This window comes from Paraburkholderia xenovorans LB400 (assembly GCF_000013645.1).
Lineage (GTDB): Bacteria > Pseudomonadota > Gammaproteobacteria > Burkholderiales > Burkholderiaceae > Paraburkholderia > Paraburkholderia xenovorans.
Map to the genome: position 1 here is coordinate 3,018,691 of NC_007951.1, position 23,461 is coordinate 3,042,151.

At 63.3% G+C, this 23,461-nt stretch carries 21 protein-coding genes; 3 read left to right on the forward strand and 18 right to left on the reverse strand.

What is annotated here, in order from left to right:
• Positions 1-8: 8 nt before the first annotated feature.
• The 3 genes from guaA to guaB form a co-directional block, all read right to left on the reverse strand.
• On the reverse strand, positions 9-1,592 hold the full coding sequence (gene guaA / locus BXE_RS13435) for a glutamine-hydrolyzing GMP synthase (RefSeq protein WP_011488843.1): 1,584 nt from the start codon (positions 1,590-1,592) through the stop codon (positions 9-11).
• Positions 1,593-1,796: 204 nt separating this feature from the next.
• A complete protein-coding gene (locus BXE_RS13445; RefSeq protein WP_011488844.1) occupies positions 1,797-2,525 on the reverse strand; it encodes a hypothetical protein in 729 nt (242 codons plus the stop codon).
• A gap of 6 nt (positions 2,526-2,531) precedes the next feature.
• Positions 2,532-3,992 (reverse strand): IMP dehydrogenase, encoded by a 1,461-nt coding sequence (gene guaB, locus BXE_RS13450; protein ID WP_011488845.1) that lies wholly within the window; start codon positions 3,990-3,992, stop codon positions 2,532-2,534.
• A gap of 284 nt (positions 3,993-4,276) precedes the next feature.
• On the opposite strand from guaB, the gene BXE_RS13455 reads away from it, so the two are divergent.
• The gene (locus tag BXE_RS13455) at positions 4,277-5,254 is read left to right on the forward strand and encodes a DMT family transporter (RefSeq protein ID WP_011488846.1); all 978 of its coding nucleotides are present in this window, start codon (positions 4,277-4,279) and stop codon (positions 5,252-5,254) included.
• A gap of 105 nt (positions 5,255-5,359) precedes the next feature.
• Here the strand turns inward: BXE_RS13455 and BXE_RS13460 are convergent, their stop codons facing one another.
• Both BXE_RS13460 and BXE_RS13465 read right to left on the reverse strand, forming a co-directional pair.
• Positions 5,360-5,692 carry an RnfH family protein gene (locus BXE_RS13460; protein WP_011488847.1) on the reverse strand — a complete coding sequence of 111 codons (333 nt, stop codon included), beginning with the start codon at positions 5,690-5,692 and terminating at the stop codon, positions 5,360-5,362.
• Positions 5,689-6,126 (reverse strand): type II toxin-antitoxin system RatA family toxin, encoded by a 438-nt coding sequence (locus tag BXE_RS13465; protein WP_011488848.1) that lies wholly within the window; start codon positions 6,124-6,126, stop codon positions 5,689-5,691. Before BXE_RS13465 ends, BXE_RS13460 begins: the two co-directional genes overlap by 4 nt.
• Before the next feature lie 100 nt (positions 6,127-6,226).
• On the opposite strand from BXE_RS13465, the gene smpB reads away from it, so the two are divergent.
• Entirely contained in the window at positions 6,227-6,673 is a 447-nt protein-coding gene (gene smpB / locus BXE_RS13470) for an SsrA-binding protein SmpB (protein ID WP_011488849.1), read from the forward strand.
• Between the two features lie 186 nt (positions 6,674-6,859).
• Here the strand turns inward: smpB and BXE_RS13475 are convergent, their stop codons facing one another.
• The 3 genes from BXE_RS13475 to ppsA all read right to left on the reverse strand — a co-directional run bounded on the left by BXE_RS13475 (position 6,860) and on the right by ppsA (position 10,882).
• Positions 6,860-7,792, reverse strand: a complete 933-nt coding sequence (locus BXE_RS13475; protein ID WP_011488850.1) for an SPFH domain-containing protein — start codon at positions 7,790-7,792, stop codon at positions 6,860-6,862.
• A gap of 50 nt (positions 7,793-7,842) precedes the next feature.
• Entirely contained in the window at positions 7,843-8,298 is a 456-nt protein-coding gene (locus BXE_RS13480; protein ID WP_038457745.1) for an NfeD family protein, read from the reverse strand.
• Between the two features lie 181 nt (positions 8,299-8,479).
• Entirely contained in the window at positions 8,480-10,882 is a 2,403-nt protein-coding gene (gene ppsA, locus BXE_RS13485; protein WP_011488852.1) for a phosphoenolpyruvate synthase, read from the reverse strand.
• A 532-nt stretch (positions 10,883-11,414) separates the two neighbouring features.
• On the opposite strand from ppsA, the gene BXE_RS13490 reads away from it, so the two are divergent.
• A complete protein-coding gene (locus tag BXE_RS13490) occupies positions 11,415-12,230 on the forward strand; it encodes a posphoenolpyruvate synthetase regulatory kinase/phosphorylase PpsR (RefSeq protein ID WP_038457743.1) in 816 nt (271 codons plus the stop codon).
• Between the two features lie 87 nt (positions 12,231-12,317).
• Here BXE_RS13490 and BXE_RS13495 read toward each other — a convergent pair whose 3' ends face one another.
• From BXE_RS13495 to BXE_RS13540, 10 genes are all read right to left on the reverse strand, one after another.
• Positions 12,318-13,103: a TrmH family RNA methyltransferase gene (locus tag BXE_RS13495; protein WP_038457740.1), complete on the reverse strand. Its 786-nt coding sequence runs from the start codon at positions 13,101-13,103 to the stop codon at positions 12,318-12,320.
• Between the two features lie 71 nt (positions 13,104-13,174).
• Positions 13,175-13,921, reverse strand: a complete 747-nt coding sequence (rnhB, locus tag BXE_RS13500; RefSeq protein ID WP_011488855.1) for a ribonuclease HII — start codon at positions 13,919-13,921, stop codon at positions 13,175-13,177.
• Positions 13,918-15,087, reverse strand: coding sequence for a lipid-A-disaccharide synthase (gene lpxB / locus BXE_RS13505; RefSeq protein WP_011488856.1), 1,170 nt, complete (start codon positions 15,085-15,087; stop codon positions 13,918-13,920). The genes rnhB and lpxB overlap by 4 nt, the downstream gene beginning before the upstream one ends.
• Before the next feature lie 3 nt (positions 15,088-15,090).
• Positions 15,091-15,879, reverse strand: a complete 789-nt coding sequence (gene lpxA, locus BXE_RS13510; protein WP_011488857.1) for an acyl-ACP--UDP-N-acetylglucosamine O-acyltransferase — start codon at positions 15,877-15,879, stop codon at positions 15,091-15,093.
• A 94-nt stretch (positions 15,880-15,973) separates the two neighbouring features.
• Complete coding sequence (gene fabZ / locus BXE_RS13515; protein WP_011488858.1) at positions 15,974-16,438, reverse strand: 3-hydroxyacyl-ACP dehydratase FabZ; 465 nt, start codon at positions 16,436-16,438, stop codon at positions 15,974-15,976.
• A 271-nt stretch (positions 16,439-16,709) separates the two neighbouring features.
• Positions 16,710-17,822: a UDP-3-O-(3-hydroxymyristoyl)glucosamine N-acyltransferase gene (gene lpxD, locus BXE_RS13520; protein ID WP_011488859.1), complete on the reverse strand. Its 1,113-nt coding sequence runs from the start codon at positions 17,820-17,822 to the stop codon at positions 16,710-16,712.
• A gap of 78 nt (positions 17,823-17,900) precedes the next feature.
• A complete protein-coding gene (locus BXE_RS13525) occupies positions 17,901-18,422 on the reverse strand; it encodes an OmpH family outer membrane protein (RefSeq protein ID WP_171915836.1) in 522 nt (173 codons plus the stop codon).
• A 61-nt stretch (positions 18,423-18,483) separates the two neighbouring features.
• Positions 18,484-20,787, reverse strand: a complete 2,304-nt coding sequence (gene bamA, locus BXE_RS13530; protein ID WP_011488860.1) for an outer membrane protein assembly factor BamA — start codon at positions 20,785-20,787, stop codon at positions 18,484-18,486.
• A gap of 66 nt (positions 20,788-20,853) precedes the next feature.
• Positions 20,854-22,239, reverse strand: coding sequence for an RIP metalloprotease RseP (rseP, locus tag BXE_RS13535; protein ID WP_011488861.1), 1,386 nt, complete (start codon positions 22,237-22,239; stop codon positions 20,854-20,856).
• 7 nt (positions 22,240-22,246) lie between these two features.
• Positions 22,247-23,452: a 1-deoxy-D-xylulose-5-phosphate reductoisomerase gene (locus BXE_RS13540; protein WP_011488862.1), complete on the reverse strand. Its 1,206-nt coding sequence runs from the start codon at positions 23,450-23,452 to the stop codon at positions 22,247-22,249.
• Positions 23,453-23,461: the final 9 nt, after the last annotated feature.

Here is a 23,461-nt window from a genome sequence, read left to right on the forward strand (position 1 = left end):
AGTCTAGGTCATTCCCACTCGATTGTCGCCGGCGGCTTCCCCGAAATGTCATACACCACCCGGTTAATCCCGCGCACTTCATTAATAATCCGGTTCGACACATGCCCCAGCAACTCATGCGGCAGATGCGCCCAATGCGCGGTCATGAAGTCCAGCGTCTGCACGGCGCGCAGCGCGACAACATACTCATAAGTCCGCCCGTCACCCATCACGCCCACGCTCTTCACCGGCAGAAACACCGCGAACGCCTGGCTCGTCAGATCGTACCAGGACTTGCCGGTTTCCTTGTCGATGAAAGTCCGCAACGTCTCGATGAAAATCGCGTCCGCGCGGCGCAGCAGGTCCGCGAAATCGCGCTTCACTTCGCCGAGAATCCGCACGCCCAGACCCGGGCCCGGGAACGGATGGCGGTACACCATGGCCGGCGGCAAACCGAGCTTGACGCCGAGTTCGCGCACTTCGTCCTTGAACAGTTCGCGCAGCGGCTCGAGCAGCTTCAGGTTCAGCGTCTCTGGCAGGCCGCCCACGTTGTGATGGCTCTTGATCGTCTGCGTGGCTTTCTTGCCCTTGCCGGCCGATTCGATCACGTCCGGATAGATCGTGCCTTGCGCCAGCCACTTCGCATCGGTCAGCTTGCCGGCTTCGGTCTGGAACACCTCGACGAATTCCGCGCCGATGATCTTGCGCTTCGCTTCCGGATCGGTCACACCGGCCAGCTTGCGCAGGAACACCTCGCTCGCGTCGACGTGAATCACCTTCACGCCCAGGTGATCCGCGAAGGTCGCCATTACCTGCTCGGCTTCGTTCAGGCGCAACAGGCCATGATCGACGAACACGCAGGTCAGCTGATCGCCAATCGCGCGATGCAGCAGCGCCGCCGCCACCGACGAATCCACGCCGCCCGAGAGTCCCAGGATCACATGTTCCTGACCGACCTGCTCGCGGATCTTCGCGACGGCTTCGTCGATATAGTGGCCCATTTCCCAATCCGGCTGCGCGCCGCAGATCTTCAGCACGAAGCGTTCGAGCATGGCGCGGCCCTGCACGGTGTGCGTGACTTCCGGGTGCCATTGCAGGCCGTAGAAATGGCGCGTTTCGTCGGCCATCGCGGCGATCGGGCACGATTCCGTCGACGCCATCAGCGCGAAGCCCGGCGGCATTTCCAGCACCTTGTCGCCGTGGCTCATCCACACCTTCAACATGCCGTGGCCTTCCGGCGTGGTGAAGTCGCTGATGCCTTCGAGCAGGCTCGTGTGGTTGCGCGCGCGCACCTCGGCATAACCGAACTCGCGCAGGTGGCCGATATCGACCTTGCCGCCCAGCTGCTCGGCCATCGCCTGCATGCCGTAGCAGATGCCGAGCACCGGCACGCCGAGTTCGAACACGGCCTGCGGCACGCGCGGCGTGTCCGTTTCAGTGACCGAGCTCGGGCCGCCGGAAAGGATCACGCCCTTCGGCGCGAAGTCGCGAATGAACGACGCATCGACGTCGTACGGATGAATTTCCGAATACACGTTGGCTTCGCGAACGCGACGTGCAATCAGTTGGGTGACTTGCGAACCGAAGTCGAGGATCAGAATCTTGTCGTGCATGGCAGCGGACGGAGTCAAAGAGTAAGCGGATACGGAATGCCGCGCACAGCGCGCGGCGTTGAATTCAAAGCGGTCCACGTGGGGACATTGGAGCGTGAAGCGTAACGATGCAGCGCCGTTGCGTGCGCGCCGCCGCAGCCAGTTGCTAGCGGCGAGCGCAAACGGAATCCGGTAGCTTCGGCAAACGGCGTGGCGCGCGGCGCGTCAGCCATGAAACGGCGGCCGGGGCGGGTTGGCGGCGCCATCGCGGGCTTCGTCCCGCGCGGCCGCGGCTTCTGCCCGCGCTGCGCGTTCGGAATCCGTCAGACCGGCTTCGTCGGCCACCGGATGAAGCGGCGCCGCTGCAACAGGACTGGCGGCACTGACCGGACGCGTAACAGGCACGACGGGCTCAACTACCGGCTCGGCGTGATAGACCGGAAAGCCCGCTGTCACGCGGCCCGGCTCGCGCCGGTTAGCCGCGTCTTTCGCGGCGTCTTTCGCCGCCTGTTTTTCGGCGCGCTCCGCAGCAGCGGCTTCGACCAGCCGCACTTTCTCGCGCCGCCGCACCGCGCCCGACAAACGCACGCCGCCCAGACCGATCACCAGCAACACGACACCCGTCAGCACCGCGACGATCTGACCGAAACCGGTCAGCGCCGGCGTATGCAGACCGAGCAGCCACACCAGCATCAGCACGCCGGTCAGCCAGTTCACATGGCCGACCACCCGGGCGACCGCGGTCGTCAACGCGCCGTCGATCGACGCGTGCAGAGCCAGCCACGCGAGCCCGATCAGCGCCACGCCAAACCCCTGGCCGACCAGAGCCGGCTGGGTCTGCACCAGAAGCAGCGCGTTGTACAACGAAGTCCACGGCGTCAGCAGAAAAAGCAGGCCGAACGCAAGCAACAGCAAGGCATCGAGGATGAGTACACCGCGCAGCAATGGCTTCATTAGCGTTTAGTCCACGTGGTAGTTGGGTGCTTCCTTGGTGATCTGCACATCATGCACGTGCGACTCGCGCAAACCGGCGCCCGTGATCTGCACGAACTCCGCCTTGTCGTTCATCTCGGCGATGGTGCGGCAGCCACAGTAGCCCATGCTGGCGCGCACGCCGCCGATCAGCTGGAACAGGATCGCGTTGACCGAGCCCTTGTAGGCGACGCGGCCTTCGATACCTTCGGGCACCAGCTTGTCGATATTCGCGGAGTTGTCCTGGAAGTAGCGGTCCGCGGCGCCGTCCTTCATCGCGCCGACCGAGCCCATGCCACGGTACGACTTGTACTGGCGGCCCTGGAACAGGAACACGTCGCCCGGCGCTTCTTCGGTGCCGGCAAACATGCTGCCCATCATCACGGCGTTCGCGCCGGCGGCCAGCGCCTTGCTGACGTCGCCGGAGAACCGCACGCCGCCGTCGGCGATGACCGGTACGCCCGAGCCCTTCAGCGCTTCGGAAACGTTCGAGATCGCGGTGACCTGCGGCACGCCCACGCCGGCGACGATCCGCGTCGTGCAGATCGAGCCCGGGCCGATACCGACCTTCACGCCGTCCGCGCCATATTCGACGAGCGCCTTGGCGGCCGCCGCGGTGGCGATGTTGCCGCCGATCACTTCGACCCGCGGGAAGTTCTGCTTGACCCACTTGACGCGCTCGAGCACGCCTTTGCTATGGCCATGCGCGGTGTCGACCACGATCACGTCCACGCCCGCCTGCACCAGCAGTTCCACGCGCTCTTCGTTGTCTTCGCCCACGCCGACCGCCGCGCCTGCGCGCAGCTTGCCGTGCTCGTCTTTACACGCGTCCGGGTGTTCGGTCTGCTTGGTGATGTCCTTGACCGTCATCAGGCCGCGCAGTTCGAATGCGTCGTTGATCACCAGCACGCGTTCGAGGCGGTGGCTGTGCATCAGCGCCTTGGCTTCGGCGAGCGGCGTGCCTTCCTTGACTGTGACGAGGCGCTCGCGCGGCGTCATGATGTTGCGCACCGGCTCGTCCAGACGCTCTTCGAAGCGCAGGTCGCGGTTCGTGACGATACCCACCAGTTGCGCGCCTTCGACAACCGGGAAGCCCGAAATGCCATGCTGGCGCGACAGTGCGATCACGTCGCGCACCTTCATTTGCGGCGGCACGGTGATCGGATCACGTACGACGCCCGATTCGAAGCGCTTCACCTTGGCGACTTCACGCGCCTGTTCGGCCGGCGTGAGGTTCTTGTGGATGATGCCCACGCCACCCATTTGCGCCATTGCGATGGCGAGACGGGCTTCCGTGACCGTGTCCATTGCGGCGGACACGAGCGGCATATTCAGGGAGATGTTGCGGGTCAGCCGGGTCTTGAGGCTGGTGTCGCGCGGCAGAACATCGGAGAAAGCCGGGACGAGGAGCACGTCATCGAACGTGAGTGCTGTTTGGATCAGACGCATGGCAAATCCTATAGGCGCAAAAGCGAATTATACGCGATACCTCCCTGGTTTTCACTGCACTAACAGCAGCTTAGCGAATTTCGGGTAGTTTTTTCGCATCGTCGGGCCGACCGGATTTCGCTTGGCTGTTCACCTCGGGTTCGATCCGGTTTCGTTTGCGCGTTCGGGTGCAGCGAGGCGCCGCCGGCCGGAATGCCGGGACCGGAATGCAGAATCAAACAAGACGTCGGGGCCGCCAACCGGCTATTCTGCCGACCATTCCAGTTTTCTTGCAGGAGCAGTCGATGCAGCGCGGCGTGGCATATGGAGTTCTGGCCGGAGCCCTATGGGGCATGGTTTTTCTCGTGCCGCGCGTGCTGCCCGATTTTTCGCCGCTGCTGCTGTGCGCCGGCCGCTACACGATGTACGGCGCCGTCTCGCTGGCCGCCGCGCTGCCCGTGGCGCGCTCGCTCGTCAAACGCCTGACCCGCGAGGATCTCGGCGCGCTGGTCAAGCTGGCGCTGGCCGGCAACCTCCTCTATTACCTCCTGCTGACGGCGGCCGTCCACCTGATCGGCATCGCGCCGGCGTCGCTGATCGTCGGCGTGCTGCCCGTCACGGTGACGCTGCTCGGCCGGCGCGACCACGGCGCGGTGCCACTCGCCCGCCTCGTCTGGCCGCTGACGATGGTGATGGCGGGCATCGCCTGCATCAACGTCGACGTGTTTACGGTCGCCGACAGCACGCCGGCAAGCGTCGCCACCAAGCTGCTCGGCCTCGCCTGCGCGGTCGGCGCGCTAGGCTGCTGGACATGGTTCGCGGTCGAAAACGCCCGCTACCTGCAGCGCCAGACGCATTTCAGCGGCAACGAATGGTCGGTTCTGTGGGGCGTGGTGACCGGCGCGCTCGGTGCGGCGCTGTGGCTCGTGGTTGCCGTGCTGCCGGCGGGCGGCCCGCAAGGCGCGCTGGCCGACGGCCGCTGGCACAGCTTCTGGATGCTGAATCTGGGCCTCGCGATCGGCGCATCGTGGCTTGGCAACGGGCTGTGGAATGCCGCATCGAAACGGCTGCCGCTGACGCTCTCCGGCCAGATGATCGTGTTCGAGACGCTGTTCGCGCTGCTTTATGCGTTCATTTATGACGAGCGCCTGCCGCGGCCGCTGGAACTGGCGGCGATTCTGCTGCTGGTGGCTGGCGTGTGCTGGTCGGTGCGCCAGCATGCGGACGACGATACGGACGGGGCGACACGAATCAAGGACAAGCCGCAAGTGTCGGCGCCGTGAGACCGGGCGCGGCCGGGCTTGCCTGACGGCGGCTTCCCTACCGCTTCACCGCGCCTCGCGGCAGCACCTCGCGGCGGCTTCCCGCCCAAGCTGGCCGTAACCCGCTTACCGCGAGTCCTTGTTCTGCCAGCGACGCCCTTCGATCGAGCCCGCCTTGCGGGTTTTCTCGACGCGGCGCTGGCGCGATACCTTGGGATCGACCAGCAGCGGCCGGTAAATCTCCACCCGATCGTGGTCGTTCAGCACCGCGTCGAGCGGCTTGAGCTTGCCGAACACACCCACCTTCTGCGTGTCCAGATCGATCTGCGGGAAACGCCGCAAGATGCCGCTCGCGTCCAGCGCCTGCCGCAGCGTGGCGCCTTCCGGCAATTCCACGGCGATCAGCGCCTGCTCGCCGGCCGACGCGTAGCAGACTTCAATCGACAAGCGCGCGCTCATGCCTTACCGTAGCGCTGGTCGGCGCGCTTCACGAACGACTCGACGAAGGTGTTGGCAATGTGATTGAACACCGGCCCAATGATCTTCTCGAGAATGATGTTGGTGAATTCGTAGTGCAGCGCAAATTCGATCTTGCAGGCGTCGGCGCGCAGGGGCGTGAAGCGCCAGAAGCCGGTGAATTTGCGAAACGGGCCGTCCGCGAACTCCATATCGATGCGCGTGGGCCGTTCCATGCTGTTACGCGTGGCGAAGTGCTGCTTGATGCCCTTGAAATTGATATCGATCCTTGCCTCCATGCCGGCTTCGTCCTGGCGGCGGATTTCGACGCCGCCGCACCAGGGCAGGAAGTTGGGGTAATCGGCGACATCGGTGACGAGGTCGAACATCTGTTCCGCCGAATGGCGGATCAACACGGTTTTCTGGACATCTGCCATAAATTGAACAGCGCGTGGCAAGGGTGGACAAGCGCAGCGGGCTTTCCTTGCCCCGCTTTGCTAAAATCGTGATTTTAAACGAGTTGGGCACTTTCCATTCATGAGCATCATCGACAACAGAAAGGCCTTCTACGACTACTCGGTCGAAGAACGCTATGAAGCAGGGCTCGTGCTCGAAGGATGGGAGGTCAAGGCGCTGCGCGCCGGGCGCGGCCAGATCAAGGAAGGTTACGTCGTTATCAAGAATAACGAACTGTTCCTGATCGGCACGCACATCAGCCCGTTGCCCGAAGCCTCGACCCATATCAACCCCGACCCGGTGCGCACGCGCAAGCTGCTCCTGCACAGCGAGGAAATCAGCAAACTGATCGGCAAGGTCGAACAGCGCGGCTACACGCTCGTGCCGCTGAACTTCCATTACAAGGGCGGCCGCGTCAAATGCGAGATCGGTCTGGCCAAGGGCAAGAAGCAGCACGACAAGCGTGAGACCGAGAAGAAGCGCGATTGGGAACGTGAGAAGGCGCGCCTGATGCGCTCGCCGGGCTGACCGGCGGTTGAACCCGATGCTGCGGCTCGGCCGGACGCTGCGGTTCAGGCCGCAAGCCGGATACTGCTGCGCGGATATGTCGCGCCTGATTCACCGCCAGCGCGCGGCAACCAACCTGCAAACACACAAATGAAATTGGCCCGCACAGTCCGCGGGCCATTTCTTTTTCCAGCAGCCGGAACAGCCTCAGCGCATCTCGGTCGTGCCCTTCCCTTTGCTCACGATCGTCAGCGCCGAGGCGATCATCGAACTCATGTCCGCAAGATTGCCGGGCACGATCAGCGTGGTGCCCTGCTTCGCCAGATTGCCGAACGCGTTCACATATTGTTCGGCCACCTTGAGATTGACCGCTTCCATCCCGCCGTTCGACTGGATCGCGGCCGCGATTTTCTGAATCGCCTGCGAATTGGCCTCGGCCACGGCCAGAATCGCCGACGCCTGCCCCTGCGCCTGATTGATCGCCGCCTGCCGCTCACCCTCCGACTTCTGGATCGCCGCCTCACGCCCACCGGACGCGATATTGATCTGTTCCTGCTTGCGCCCTTCCGACGCCGCGATCAGCGCGCGCTTTTCCCGCTCTGCGGTGATCTGCGCCTGCATGGCGTGGAGAATCTCCTTGGGCGGCGTCAGGTCCTTGATCTCGTAGCGCAGCACCTTCACGCCCCAGTTCGACGCCGCTTCATCGAGCGACGACACGATGCTGTGATTGATGAAGTCGCGCTCCTCGAAGGTCTTGTCGAGTTCGAGCTTGCCGATCACCGAGCGCAGCGTGGTTTGCGACAGCTGCGTGATCGCGAACACGAAGTTGCTCGACCCGTACGACGCCTTCATGGGATCGGTAACCTGAAAGTACAGCACGCCGTCCACCTGCAACTGCGTGTTGTCGCGCGTGATACAGACCTGGCTCGGCACTTCGAGCGGAATTTCCTTGAGAATGTGCTTATAAGCGATCCGGTCGACAAACGGAAACGCGAAGCTCAGCCCCGGCGTCAGCGTACGGTGATAGCGGCCGAGCCGCTCCAGAACCCACGCATGCTGTTGCGGCACGATCTTGATGATCTGCGCCGCCAGTACGATCACGATGATCAGAAGCACCGCCCCGACGATGGTCGAATCCATTACTGTCCTCCGGTCCCTGGTTGGAATAGTTGTGTGTGCAGCGAGAGAGTTCAGGCCGTGGTGGCCCGTCTGCTTGAATGGCGGGCCGCCACGACGACGAGGCAACTGCCGCGCAACTCCGTGATTTCGTAAAGCTGCGCATCTTCGGGTTCGCCCGCGGCCAGTTCGACATCCCATGCCGCGCCGCGATAATCGGCGCGCGCCCGGCGCTCATGCCAGGCCGGCACGGTGAGCGTCTGACCGATGTCGAGATTGACGTCCGGGTTGCGTGACGCCTCCTTGCGCGTTCTGCGGCCAAATCGCGAACGCCTGAGCAGCAGCACCGCCGCCAGCGCGACCACGGCCGCGGTGGCGAACTGAACGTCGGCCGCGGCGCCCGCGAGGTGCGCGATGGCGGCCGCCACGCAGCCGAGCGCGATCATCAACAGATAGAACGTGCCGCTCAGCAACTCCAGCACGACCAGCACACCCGCCCCGATCCACCAGAACAATCCACCTGGCGCCACGTCGACCTCCACAAAGCAAAACACCCCGGATCTACCGGGGTGTTTATAGCACGAAGCGAGTGCATTTTAACGGGCGGCGCAGTACGGTTTGACGTGCATGAGGCTCACAGTTGAAATACCGCATCGCCCGTTATGCATGCCGCCTGGGAAACGGCATGCTGCGTCGCCTTACTTCATCGCCTTACTTCGTCGACTTCGCCAGTTGCTGCCACGTCTCGATGATCGTGTCCGGGTTCAGCGAGATCGACTTGATGCCTTCATCGGTCAGCCATTGCGCAAAGTCCGGATGATCCGACGGGCCCTGGCCGCAGATACCGACGTACTTGTCCAGTCGCAGGCAGGTGTCGATCGCGCGCTTCAACAGGAACTTGACCGCTGGATCGCGTTCGTCGAAATCCACCGCCAGCAGTTCCATGCCGGAGTCGCGGTCGAGGCCGAGCGTGAGCTGCGTCAGGTCGTTCGAGCCGATCGAGAAACCGTCGAAGAATTGCAGGAATTCTTCAGCGAGGATCGCGTTCGACGGCACTTCGCACATCATGATCAGGCGCAGGCCGTTTTCGCCGCGCTTCAGGCCGTACTTGGCCAGCAGCCCGACCACGCGTTCCGCCTGCTTCAGCGTACGCACGAACGGCACCATGATCTCGACGTTGTCGAGGCCCATCTCTTCGCGCACCTTCTTCAGCGCGATGCATTCCATCTGGAACGCTTCGGCGAAGTCGTCGGCAATGTAGCGCGACGCGCCACGGAAACCGAGCATCGGGTTTTCTTCGTCCGGCTCGTAGCGCGAACCGCCAATCAGCTTCTTGTACTCGTTCGACTTGAAGTCCGACAGACGCACGATCACGGGCTTCGGATAGAACGCCGCCGCGATCGTGGCGATACCTTCGGTCAGCTTGTCGACGTAGAACGCGCGCGGCGATGCGTGACCGCGAGCGACGCTTTCCACCGCCTTCTTCAGGTCCTGATCGATGTTCGGGTACTCGAGAATCGCCTTCGGGTGAACGCCGATGTTGTTGTTGATGATGAACTCGAGCCGCGCCAGACCCACGCCTGCGTTCGGCAGTTGCGAGAAGTCGAAAGCCAGCTGCGGGTTGCCGACGTTCATCATGATCTTCACCGGAATCGGTGGCAGTTCGCCGCGCTGCACTTCGGTGATTTCGGTTTCGAGCAGGCCGTCGTAGATCTTGCCTTCGTCGCCTTCCGCGCACGATACCGTGACCAGCGCGCCTTCCTTCAGCACGTCGGTCGCGTCACCGCAGCCGACCACCGCCGGCACGCCCAGCTCACGCGCGATGATCGCCGCGTGGCAGGTCCGCCCGCCACGGTTCGTGACGATTGCCGACGCGCGCTTCATGACCGGTTCCCAGTTCGGGTCGGTCATGTCGGCGACCAGTACGTCGCCCGGCTGCACACGGTCCATTTCCGACGGATCGTGAATCACGCGCACTGGACCCGCGCCGATCTTCTGACCGATTGCGCGGCCGGTAGCCAGCACGTTCGATTGACCCTTCAGCTTGAAGCGCTGCTCGGCCTTGCCGGCCGCCTGGCTCTTCACCGTTTCCGGACGCGCCTGCAGAATGAAGATCTTGCCGTCGCGACCGTCTTTGCCCCACTCGATGTCCATCGGACGCTCGTAGTGCTTTTCGATGATGACCGCGTATTTCGCCAGTTCGATCACGTCTTCGTCCGTGATCGAGAAGCGGTTGCGCTGCTCGTGCGACACGTCGACGGTCTTCACGCGGCCTTCTTCGCCCGCCTTGGTGAATTCCATCTTGATCAGCTTCGAGCCGATCGAGCGGCGGATGATCGGGTACTTGCCTTGCGCGAGCGTGGTCTTGTAGACGTAGAACTCGTCCGGATTCACCGCGCCTTGCACCACGGTTTCACCGAGACCGTAGCTCGACGTGATGAAGACGGCGTCCTTGAAGCCCGATTCGGTGTCCAGCGTGAACATCACGCCGGCTGCGCCGACGTCCGAGCGCACCATGCGCTGCACGCCCGCCGACAACGCGACTTCAGCGTGGGTGAAGCCCTTGTGGACGCGATACGAGATGGCGCGGTCGTTGTACAGCGACGCGAACACGTGCTTCATGCGATCGAGCACGTCGTCGATGCCGACCACGTTGAGGTAGCTTTCCTGCTGCCCCGCAAACGAAGCGTCCGGCAGGTCTTCGGCCGTTGCTGACGAACGCACGGCGAACGACAGCTCTTCAGGCGAGCTGTTTTGCAGGGTGTCGAAGCCCGCGCGGATATCAGCCTCGAGCTGCGGCTGCAGCGGCGCCTCGACGATCCATTGACGGATCTCCTTGCCCGCTTCGGCAAGCGACTTCACGTCGTCGACGTCGAGCGTTTCGAGACGTTTGGCGATGCGTTCGGTCAGATTGTTGTGCTGCAGGAAGTCACGGAAAGCCAGCGCCGTGGTGGCGAAACCGGTCGGCACGCGCACGCCGGCTTCAGCGAGCTGACTGATCATCTCGCCAAGCGACGCATTCTTGCCGCCGACAATTTCCACGTCGGTCATCCGCAACTGCTCGAACGGAACTACATACGCCTTATCCTTTGCGACGGTAACTGCGTTAGTCATACAAGCCCCTAAGTGTGAAAGAAATTCACGGCTGTGCAAGTGGGCTCGAACGCGAGACGCCCATTGGGAGCGTAACCTCGCGTCTTGCACAACCTGTTGGAGAAGCAATCGCTGAAAATTGCCGGAAGCGCCAGAAGCGCGACGAAGAAAGCGAATGGACGAATTTACCGATCGATCCACCACGTTCGCCGCAACTCCGCGACTAAAATACCGGCTGAAAGCGAGGCGTTGAACGACCGTTCACGGTGAATTAGACGCCAATCGCCTGCAATTGCTTATCCAACAGGTTGCCGCTATTCTACCGTGCCGACTCTCGAAATGTGACTGTCGGACGAGAATTGCGCCTCGAATCGCGCCCCGGACCGGCCGGAGGGCTCTTGCGAGGCCCCGCCGCCATCCGGGCGCAGTTGCGGTGCCCACGGCGCGCTGCTTGCACGCCGCTGCAGTCTCCGGTCAGCCACCGGGCAGCGGCGCGAATCCAGCGATGTTTCTTTCGAGCGGTTTTTCCCGCTCACGTTCCCCAGCCCCACTGATGCCGCCCACCGTATTCATCGTCTCCGACGGTACCGGGATCACTGCCGAAACCTTCGCGCATTCGATCCTCTCCCAGTTCGACCAGAAATTCCGCCTGGTTCGCGTGCCTTTCGTCGACTCGACGGAAAAAGCGTATGCCACGCTCGAAAAGATCAACGAAGCCATTCTGCAGGACGGCCGCCGTCCGATCGTCTTCACGACGCTGGTGGACAGCGCGTCGAATCAGATCGTCAAAGGCTCGAATGCACTCGTGCTGGATATGTTCCAGACCTTTGTCGAGCCGCTCGAACAGGAACTGGAACTGAAGTCGAGCCATGCAATGGGCCGCGGCCACCAGAATGCGGACACCGAGGAATACAAGAACCGGATCGAGGCGATCAATTTCTCGCTCGCTCACGACGACGGTCAATCGAACCGCAATCTGGCCGACGCCGACGTGATTCTGGTCGGCGTATCGCGCAGCGGCAAGACGCCGACGAGCCTCTATCTGGCCATGCAGTATGGCGTGAAAGCGGCCAACTATCCGCTGATTCCGGAAGATTTCGAGCGCGGCAAATTGCCTACGCCGCTACTCGCGCATCGGCAGAAAATGTTCGGTTTATCGATCGATCCGCAGCGGCTTTCCGAGATTCGCAACGAGCGCCGGCCTGGCAGCAAGTACGCCGCACCGGAGAATTGCCGCTACGAAATCAACGAAGCGGAAGCGATGATGCGGCGTGAAGGGATCAAGTGGCTGTCGTCGACACACAAGTCGATCGAAGAGATTGCGACGACGATCCTGCAGGAAATCAAACTGGAGCGCGCGGCTTATTGAGCCTGAGGAGCCTGAGCCGCGGCATAAGGCAGGCGGCCTGAAGAAGACACGCGCGCGGCAGCGCCCGCGCGTGTCAGGCAAACGGCGTCAACCGCGCCCGCGCTGCTGGCGGCACTGCTCGAATACGCACACGGCCGCCGCAGCCGCCACATTCAGCGACTCCATGCCGCCCGGCTGGGGAATCGTCACCCGCAACGAGACCGCATCGCGCCAGATCTGCGAGACCCCCGCCCCTTCGTTGCCGAACACCCACGCAAGCGGTCCACTCAGATCGCAATCGTAGATCGCCTCGGCGCCGTGCGAATCCGTAATGACGATCGGCACCGCGAGCCGTTCGATCAGCGCCTGCGCTTCCACGTCCTCGTGAATCTGCAGCAGGAAATGCGCGCCCATACCCGAGCGCAAGACTTTCGACGACCACGCGTACGCCGTGCCCGGCGCGCAGAACACTTGCTGAATGCCCGCCGCCGCCGCGCTGCGCAGAATCGAGCCGACGTTGCCCGCGTCCTGCACGCCGTCGAGCACGAGGCAGGTTTGCGCGACCTCGTCGGGCAGTGGCGTAGCGAGCTTTTCGACCAGCAGCAGAATGCCCACTCCGTGCACGACATTCGACAACTGCCCGAACAATGCATCCGGCAGTGTCACGAGCCGATGATCTTCGATGCGCGAAACGATCGCCTGCGCTTCGTCGTGACGCAGCGCGCCGTCCGTGACGATACACATTTCCGGTTGCCCGGCCACGTCGAGATACGCACTCGCGAGATGAAACCCTTCGAGCAGCGCATGCCCGCTCTTGCGCTGTTGATGCGTCGAGCCGGCCAGTGCCTTCAGACGTTTATAGAGCGGATTGTCCCGCGAGGTGATGGCTTTCACAGGCAGCGAAGACAGTGAGAATGAGGAAGAGGTTGATGACACGCGGCGCTCATGAAGCGCTCGCGTGATGCTCAGGCGGCGCCGCTGCGCTCGCCGAAGGCGTCGTCGTCGAGCATCACTTCGGAGACGACGATCACATTGCCGGCCGGCAGCGGCACGCCCGTGCCCAACCGCAGATGCGCTTCACGCACCGGCGCAAACGAGCGCCGATGGTGCTCGCAAGGCCCGTGTTCGCGCAGCGCCGCAAGATGCTGCGGCGTGCCGTAACCGGCATGCGCATTGAAGCCGTAGACGGGATGCGCCTGGTGCAATTCGAGCAGCATCCGGTCGCGCGTGACCTTGGCAAGAATCGAGGCGGCCGAAATGCTTTTGACGAGCGCGTCGCCGCCGATCACCGCCTCGCTGCGAACGCTCAGCGTCGGACAGCGATTGCCGTCGATCTTCACGAGCGTCGGCACGACGGACAGACCTTCCACGGCGCGCTTCATGGCCAGCATGGTGGCATGCAGGATATTGAGCGAATCGATTTCTTCGACCGATGCCGAAGCGATGCAGTAAGCCAGCGCCCGGTCGACGATCTTGTCGTACAGTTCGTCGCGCTTTTTCGCGGTCAATACTTTGGAATCGTCGAGGCCGCGAATCATCGGCTTGGCCGGATCGAAAATCACCGCCGCGGCCACGACCGGGCCGGCGAGCGGCCCGCGCCCCGCTTCGTCGACGCCGCAGACAATGTCGTCCGGCGTCTCGAAGTTCAGGCCGACCTGCTGCGCCGACGCTCCTGCAACGGTCTTGCGGCGAGGCGTGCGTGCGCTGGTCACGGCCGCGCCTTCCGCTTTTCGATGACGCTCGCCACGACTTCCGCCGCGCGCTGCGCGGTGTTCTGCTTCAGCACGTGATGCATCTCCGTGAAGATTTCCGTCAGCGTGCGCCGGTTGTTCTCGTCGCGCAACTGTTTCAGCGTGGCTTCGGCCAGCGCCTGGGGCGTGGCGAAGTGCTGCAGGATCTCGGGCACCACGAAGCGCCCCGCCAGGATATTCGGCAACCCGACATAGGGCAGATAGCCCTGGCGGCGCATGATCTGGCCGGTCAGCCACGGCACCTTGTACGAGATCACCATCGGCTTTTTCAGCAGTGCGGCTTCCAGCGTCACGGTGCCGCTCTTTACGAGGATCGCGTCGGCCGCGGTCATGGCGAGTTGCGACTGACCGTCGGTAATCGTCAGCGCGAGACCGGGGTGCGAATCCACCAGCGGCCGCAGCATCTCGCGCAGTGCCGGCGTGGCCGCCGGCATTACGAAGCGCAGAGCGGGCTCCTGGTGCTGCATCATCTCGATCGCGGCGAAGAACGTCGGGCCGATCAGATCGATTTCCGAGCGCCGGCTGCCCGGCAGCACCGCGATGATCGGGCCCTCTTCCGCGAGACCCAGCGCCCGGCGCGCGCCGAGCGTGTCCGGTACGAGCGGAATCTCATCGGCAAGCGGATGGCCGACGTACGATGCCGCGACGCCCGCCTTTTCCAGCAGCGCCGTTTCGAACGGGAACACGCACAGCATGTGGTCGACCGCCTTGGCGATCTTCTTGATGCGCCCGCCGCGCCACGCCCAGATGGACGGGCACACGAAGTGAACGGTCGGAATCCCCGCGTCGCGCAACGGATGCTCGAGCCCGAAGTTGAAATCGGGCGCATCCACGCCCACGAACACCGAGGGCGGCTCGGCCAGCAACTGGCGCTTCAGTTCGGTGCGGATGCCAAGGATTTCAGGAATGTGCTTCAGCGCTTCGACATAGCCGCGCACCGTGAGCTTTTCCATCGGAAAGTGGGCGTCGAAGCCCGTGGCGATCATGCGCGGACCGCCGATCCCATAGTATTGGGTGCCGGCCGGCAAACGGCTCGCGAGGCCGTCGAGCAGCGACGCCGCCAGCAGGTCGCCGGACGGCTCGCCGGCCACCATCGCCACTCGCAGTGGACTAGGTTGCAATGCCATCGGTTAGCGGATGATGCCGCGTTGCGACGCTTCGACGAACGCGAGCAGTGTCTGCACCGGTTCGTCACCGTCGCCGCCGGCGGACGCGAGTTCACGCAGCTGCACCTTCGCCTCTTCCAGCGACAGGCCGTTCTTGTACAGCACGCGATAAGCCGCGCGCAACGCCGAGATCGCGTCCGGCGAGAAGCCGCGGCGGCGCAGACCTTCCACGTTGATGCCGTGCGGTTCGGCCTTGTTGCCGGCGGCGATCACGAACGGCGGAATGTCCTGCACCAGCGCCGACGCGCCGCCCAGCATGGAATGCGCGCCGATACGCACGAACTGATGGACGCCCGACATGCCGCCGACGATCGCGTGGTCGCCGATGATGACGTGGCCGGCCATCTGCGCATTGCTCGACAGAATGACGTTGTTGCCGACGTGGCAATCGTGCCCGATGTGCACGTACGCCATGATCCAGTTGTCGTCGCCGAGTGTGGTGACGCCCGAGTCCTGCACCGTGCCGGTGTGGATCGTGGTGAACTCGCGGATCGTGTTGCGGCTGCCGATCACGAGCCGGGTCGGCTCGTCCTTGTACTTCATGTCCTGCGGACGGCCGCCGACCGATGCGTAGTGGCCGATCCGATTGTCTTCGCCGAGCGTGGTGTGACCTTCGATCACGCTGTGCGAACCGACCGTGGTGCGCGCGCCGATCGTTACATGCGCGCCGATCACGGCATACGGTCCGACTTCGACGGATTCGTCGAGTTGCGCGCCCGGTTCGACGATCGCAGTGGGATGAATCCTGCTCATGCGTCCTCGCTTCTGATTCTGTTGCGTTGTCTGGGTGGGCATCTGGCGGGGCGCTCAGCGCACGCGTCGCGCCGCTGAGCGCCGGGACGCTAGCTCAAGCGTCCTTGTCCGTGTGCCGCACCGCGCACATCAGGTCGGCTTCCGCCGCTACTACGCCATCCACTTCGGCGCGCGCCTTGAACTTCCAGATGCCGCGCATATGACGCTCGAACGTGCAGTTCAGGATCAGCTGATCGCCCGGTTCCACCACGCGCTTGAAGCGTGCATTGTCGATGCCGACGAACAGATACAGCGTGTTCGACGGGTCGCTCGGCTCTTCCGAAAACGTCAGCAAAGCCGCCGTTTGCGCGAGCGCTTCGAGAATCAGCACGCCCGGCATGACCGGACGGGTCGGAAAGTGGCCCTGGAAATACGGTTCGTTGATCGACACGTTCTTCAACGCTTTGATGTTCTTGTGCGGCTCGAGTTCGAGCACCCGGTCCACCAGCAGGATCGGGTAACGATGTGGCAGCAGCGTGAGAATCTTATGAATGTCGAGATTGATTTTTTCGGTGCTCATGGTGTTTCTACTCACGCATTGACTGCGCGATGATGACTGCGGATGCTGGTGCAGGTGGGTTGATAACGCATGCTGCCGGCGCTCGCCATAACCCGGCGGCCGTGCCACCCGGTCACGGCAACCGACTTTGCTTCCTGATGCTCGCCCGCTATTTTACGCGGTGCCGGCAGGTTGCCCTGCGAATTGCCTGGTGAATTGTTCCGCGACCCGGTCTTCGACCCGGGCTCGTGAATCGGCCTGAAGGTCGTCCTTCAAGTTGTCCTGAGGTTTCTCAGGCCTTGTCGCCTGCAGAACTGCTTGCTGCATTGGCCGCCGGGCCGTCTTGCCGTCCGGCCGCGGCGTTTTCGAGCGCCTTGATACGATCGCGCAGTTTGTCGATATTGCGCAGCAACGCTGCACTTTTGTTCCAGTCTGCATGGTTCACGGCCGGGAAGGCACTCGTGTACATACCAGGCTTCAACAGCGACTTCGACACGCCCGACTTTGCCGTGACGATCACGTAATCGGCCAGCGTGACGTGGCCGGCAATCCCGACGGCGCCGCCGATCATGCAATGCCGGCCGATCGTGGTGCTGCCCGCGATGCCCGCGCAGCCGGCAATCACCGTATAGGCTCCGACCTTGCAGTTGTGGCCGATCTGTACGAGATTGTCGATCTTCACGCACTCTTCGATGATGGTATCGGCCATTGCGCCACGGTCGATGGTGGTGTTCGCGCCGATTTCCACGTCTGCCGCGATCGACACGCCGCCCACCTGCGGAATCTTCACCCAGCTGCCGGTACGCGCGTCACCCTCGCCGACGAAATCCGGCGCGAAGCCGAAACCGTCCGAGCCGATCACCGCGCCCGCGTGCACGATCACGCGCTCGCCCAGCTTGCAACCGTAGTACACCGCGACATTGGGATAAAGGTGCGAGTCCGCGCCGATGCGCGTTCCACGGCCGATCACGACATTGGCGTCGAGCCGCACGTTTTCGCCGATCACCGCGCCCGCCTCCACCGTGACATGCGGGCCGATCACCGCGCTCGCGGCAATCTGCGCCGACGGGTCGATGGTTGCGCTCGGGTGCACGCCGGGCACCGCCTTGGGCGCAGCGAGGTCGATAAAGGTTTGCGCGACGCGCGCGAAGTAAGCGTACGGATTCGGCGTGACGATGAAGTTACGACTCTCGCGGGAAGCGAGCCTGGCGAGGTCTTCGGCGTTGATCAACACGGCGCCCGCACGGGTCGTTTCGACCTGCGACAGGTACTTCGGATTGGCGAGGAACGCCAGCTGGTCCGGGCCTGCCTGGTCGAGCGGCGCAAGACTGCCGACGCGCTGCGAACCGTTTCCGACTACTTCACCGCCGAACCGTTGGACGATGTCCTCGAGCGTAAATGCCATGCCTATCCTGTCTCCTACCGTTCAGTCCAACTTGTCAGATCTTCTGCTACCGGGCCGCGTGCGGCCCCGCTGCCGCGTTCAGTTACCCGACGCCGCCAGCGCCTTGAGCACCTGATCGGTGATATCGATGCGCGGACTCACGTACACCGCTTCCTGGACGATCAGGTCGTAGTGCTGCGCCTCGGCGATCTGCTTGATCACCTTGTTGGCGCGATCGAGCACCGCCGCCAGTTCTTCGTTGCGGCGCTGGTTCAGATCCTCGCGAAACTCACGTTGCTTGCGCTGGAAGTCCGTGTCCAGTTGCGACAGGTCGCGCTGCTTCTGCGCGCGGTCGGCGGCCGACATCGACGCGCCGTTCTTGTCGAGGGAATCGGACATCGACTTCAGCTTCTGCGCCATGTCGGCAAGGTCCTTGTCACGCTTGGCGAATTCGGCCTCGAGCTTGACCTGCGCGGCCTTCGCGGCAGCGGATTCGCGCAGGATACGGTCGGAATTCACCGCCGCGATCCGCGCCTCCTGCCCATGCGCCACCCCGACACCCAAGGTCATTGCCAGCGCCAGCGCGCACGCCACACGTTTCGAAAACATACCGGTTAGCAAAGTCATCCTCTCGATACTGTAGTTTGGCCGGCCATTTCTGGCCGAGCCGCCAGCCGCCGGATCAGAACGCCGTCCCGATCTGGAACTGGAATTTCTGATACTGGTCGCCCGTGTGCTTCGTGAGCGGGAAGCCCAGGCTGAGCTTGAGCGGGCCGATCGGCGAGATCCACGCCAGACCGACACCGTAGCCGTAACGCAGGCCGTTGGCGCCGATGCTGTTACCTTCCGTGCCCCACACGTTACCGGCGTCGAGGAACGTGAAGACCCGCAGCGTGCGGTCGTAGCCCGTGCCCGGCAGCGGGAACGTCAATTCGATGTTACCCACCAGCAGCTTCGAGCCGCCGATCGGGTCGTTCGTCTTGGCGTCGCGCGGACCCAGCGAACTCGGCTCGTAGCCCCGCACCGAACCGATACCGCCCGCATAGTAGTTCTTGAAAATCGGATAAGGCTTGCCGCCGAGGCCGTTACCGTAGCCGCCCTGGAAGTTGAAGCCCAGCACGAACCCGCGCGCAAACGAGTAATAGTACTGCGCGTTGATGTCGGCCTTGTAGTACTGGGTACCACCGATCGGCGTGCCGTACTCGGCGTTCGCCTGCGTGAAGTAACCGCGGCTCGGCACCAGTGCGCTGTCACGCGCGTCGCGCGACCAGCCCACCGTGATCGGCACGTTGTTCGACACGCGGCCGAATTCGTGCACGTAGTCGATATAGCTTTGCGGCGTGTTCGAGTCGATGTCCAGCTGGTTCTGCTCGAGGCCGGCGCCGAAGTACACGGTGTCGACTTCGGAGAACGGAATGCCGAACTTCAGGTCGCCGCCGATCGTGACGATCTTGAAGCTCGAATCCGTCGAGTAGTACAGCGGCTGATACGTACGGTAATAAACGTCGGTAATCCGCTTGATGCCGTCCACCGTGAAGTACGGGTCGACCTGCGTGACCGTCAGCGTACGGTACGTCTTCGCGGTATTCACGTTCACCGAGAGACTCGTACCCGAACCGAACACGTTGTCTTGCGACACGCCTGCCGAGAGCACCACCTTGTCGGTCGACGAGAAGCCCGCACCCAGCGTGATCGCGCCGGTCGGCTTTTCGGCCACCTTGACGTCCACATCGACCTGGTCGGGCGTGCCTTCCACCGGCACCGTGGTCACGTCCACGTCCGTGAAGTAGCCGAGACGGTTGATCCGGTCTTTCGACAGCGCGAGGCGGTTCGAATCGAACCACGAGCTTTCGAGCTGGCGCATTTCGCGGCGCACCACTTCGTCACGCGTACGGGTGTTGCCCACCACGTTGATGCGGCGCACGTAGACGCGGCGGCTCGGATCCACCTGCAGCGTCAGGTCGACCTTGTGGTTGGACTGGTCGATCTGCGGCTGCGCGTTGACGGTAGCAAACGCGTAGCCGTATTCGCCGAGCTTGTCGACGATAGCCTTGGTGGTGGCTTGCAGCTTTTCAGCCGAGAAGCGGTCACCCGGTTTGATCTTGATGAGCTTGGCCAGCTCCGGCTCGCGATCGAGCAGATTGCCCGCCAGCTTGATGCTCGAAATCGTGTACGGCTCGCCTTCGTGCAGCGTAACCGTGAGATACATGTCCTTCTTGTCCGGCGAGATCGACACCTGAGTGGAGTCGATGTTGAACTCCAGGTAGCCGCGATTCAGGTAATACGAGCGGACATTTTCGAGGTCGCCGGTGAGCTTGTCTTTCGCGTACAGGTCGTTCTTCGTGTACCACGAGAACCAGTTCGGCGTGGACAGCTGCATTTCGTCGCGCAGCGTACCCGTGCTGAACGCCTTGTTGCCGATAAAGTTGATCTGACGGATCTTCGCGCTCGGACCTTCGGCCACCGAGAACAGCACCGACACGCGGTTGCGGTCGATCGGCGTGATCGTGGTGGTGACTTCGGCGGCGTAGTAGCCGCGCGTCAGGTATTGGCGCTTCAGTTCCTGCTCGGCCTTGTCGACCAGCGCCTTATCGTAATAACGGCCCTGCGACAAACCGACGGCGCGCAGCGCCTTGGTCAGGTTGTCCTTGTCGAACTCATGAATGCCGGCGAAGTCGATCGTGCCGATAGCCGGACGTTCCAGCACCTGCACGATGACGACGTTACCTTCGGTCGCGATCTTGACGTCGTTGAAAAAGCCCGTGGCATAGAGAGCGCGAATGGCCTCCGATGCCTTGTCGTCGCTGAAGGTGTCGCCTTGCTTGATGGGCAGGTAGGCGAACACGGTACCAGGTTCGACGCGTTGCAATCCCTCGATCCGGATGTCTTGCACCACGAAGGGCGTCGTTGCGTGAGCAACCAGCCCATGCGCGGCGAACGCCGCGGCTATAACCGTCTTTGGAACAAAGCGATGAGGTTTAAACAACGTGCTTCCCCAGTGTGTATAGCTGCATCAGGTCAGACGGTCGCCATCGTGAACGCCGCCGACACTTTAAAAATGGATTAAACGAGCCAGATCGTTGAACAGCGCGATCGCCGACAATGCGACGATGCAGGCGAGACCCGCCCTCTGAAAAACGAGTTGCCAGCGATCGGAGACGACTTTGCCGGTAACAGCTTCAACCAAATAATATAACAGATGCCCCCCGTCCAATACCGGAATTGGTAACAGGTTCAGTACGCCAAGGCTAATACTGACAAGGGCCAGGAACGACAGGAATGCAGAAGGACCCAGACGTGCGCTCTTTCCTGCGTAATCGGCGATCGTCACCGGGCCGGAAAGATTTTTCAGCGATGCCTCGCCCACGATCATCCGGCCGAACATGCGCACCGAGTACACCGCCAGATCCCACGTACGGCGCGCACCCAGTTGCAGGCTTTCAACCGGCCCGTAACGCACGTTGATCGACGGCACCTGGGTGGCCAGTTCCGCACCGATGCGGCCGACCTGCTGGCCCGTCGTTTCGTCACGCTGCGACTGCGGCACGATGCTGATGTCTTCGAGCTTGCCCGCGGCCGGACCGCCACGCTCGACTTGCAGCGTCACCGGTTTGCCGGCGTGCGACTTTACATAGGCGATGAAGGCCGTGGCGTTGTCGGTCGGCACTCCGTCCACCGCACGCAGCCGATCGCCTGCGGCAAGCCCTGCCTTTTGCGCCGCGCTGCCCGGCTGCACGCCCGCGACCGTCAGCTTGCCACCACCCGGCTCGAAACCGAGATGCGACATGAAGTCGTCGTCGACGTCTTTCTCGGTCAGGCCACGCAGATCGAGTTGAAAGTCCGACGTGCCATGCGTGTCTTTCGCGCTCAGCACGACGCGCTTGTGATCGAATGCCGCACCCAGCAGCTTCCAGCGCAGGTCCGACCATGAGCGTACCGGCTCGGATTCGCCAGCGTTTTCGGCACGCACGGCAACGATCGTCTCGCCGCCGTCGAAACCGGCGAGCGCCGCGGGCGTATTCGGCGCGGGCGCGGCGACCACGGCCGCGGGCTCGGTCACGCCGGTGGCGAAGACAAGCGCGAACAGCACGATGGCCAGCAGAAAGTTCGCGACCGGACCGGCCGCGACGATCGCGAAACGGCGCCACACGGACTGCCGGTTGAACGCATGCGGCAAGGCTTCCGCGGGAATCGGCTCAGTACCGGTTTCGCGCTCGTCGAGCATCTTCACATAGCCGCCGAGCGGCAGCGCGGCAATGGTCCATTCAGTGCCCGTCTTCGGGCTCACCCATTGGAACAGCGGCTTGCCGAAGCCGATCGAAAAGCGCAGTACCTTGACACCGCACAGGCGCGCCACGCTGTAATGCCCATATTCGTGGACGACCACGAGTACGCCAATCGCGACCGCGAAGGCGAGCAGTTCGATCAGCAGGTTCATGAGCGCCTCACTGGACGGCGCGTTCCGTGCGACGGGCGCCGTCGGGCAGACGCGCGATGAATTCGGCAGCGGCGCGACGCGCGGCGGCATCGGCTTCGAGCACGTCTTCGAGTGCGTGCGCGCTGCGGTTCGGCAACGTGTTCAGCACGGCGTCGACCACCTGGGCAATCGCCATGAAACCGATCTGCCGCGACAGGAACGCTTCCACCGCAATTTCGTTCGCGGCGTTCAGAGCCGCGCTCGCCACACCGCCCTCGGCCAGCGCCTTCATGGCGAGTGCGAGGCACGGAAAGCGCGCGTAATCCGGCTTTTCGAACGAGAGCGACGCGATCTGCGCGAGATCGAGTTGCGCAACGCCCGAATCCACGCGATCCGGGAAGGCCAGCGCGTGTGCGATCGGCGTGCGCATGTCGGGGTTGCCGAGTTGCGCGAGCACCGAACCGTCGGCGTAAGAGACCAGCGAGTGAATCACGCTTTGTGGGTGAATCAGCACGTCGATGCGCTCGCCCGGCAGATCGAACAGCCAGTGTGCCTCGATCACCTCGAGGCCCTTGTTCATCATGGTGGCCGAGTCGACCGAGATCTTGCGGCCCATGACCCAGTTCGGATGCTTACAGGCTTCTTCCGGCGTGACGTCGACGAGCGTGGCCGGTTCGCGAGTGCGGAACGGGCCGCCCGAAGCGGTCAGGATGATCTTGGAGACGCCGCCGTGCAGCGCGGCTTCGCGCGGCAGGCATTGGAAAATCGCGTTGTGCTCGCTGTCCACCGGCAGCAGGACGGCGCCGTTGTCGCGCACCGCGTCCATGAAGATCGCGCCGGACATGACCAGCGCTTCCTTGTTGGCGAGCAGGATGCGTTTGCCGGCGCGCGCGGCGGCAAGACTCGGCGCGAGGCCCGCCGCGCCGACGATCGCCGCCACCACCGTATCGCAGCCGTCGCTCTCCGACACGTCGACGAGCGCCTGCGGCCCGTACGTGACCTCGGTCTTGCAACCCGCCTCGCGCAATTTCGCCGCGACGCGCGCGGCCGTGTCGGCGTCGCCGACCACCGCGACTTCCGGCTCAAAGCGCAGGCATTGCTCGACGAGTTTGTCGCCATTGCGATGCGCGCTCAACGCATAGACCGAAAAGCGCTCAGGATGACGCGCGACGACGTCGAGCGTGCTGTCTCCAATCGAGCCCGTGGAACCGAGCAGTGTCAGACGTTTTTGCATATCTCTTTC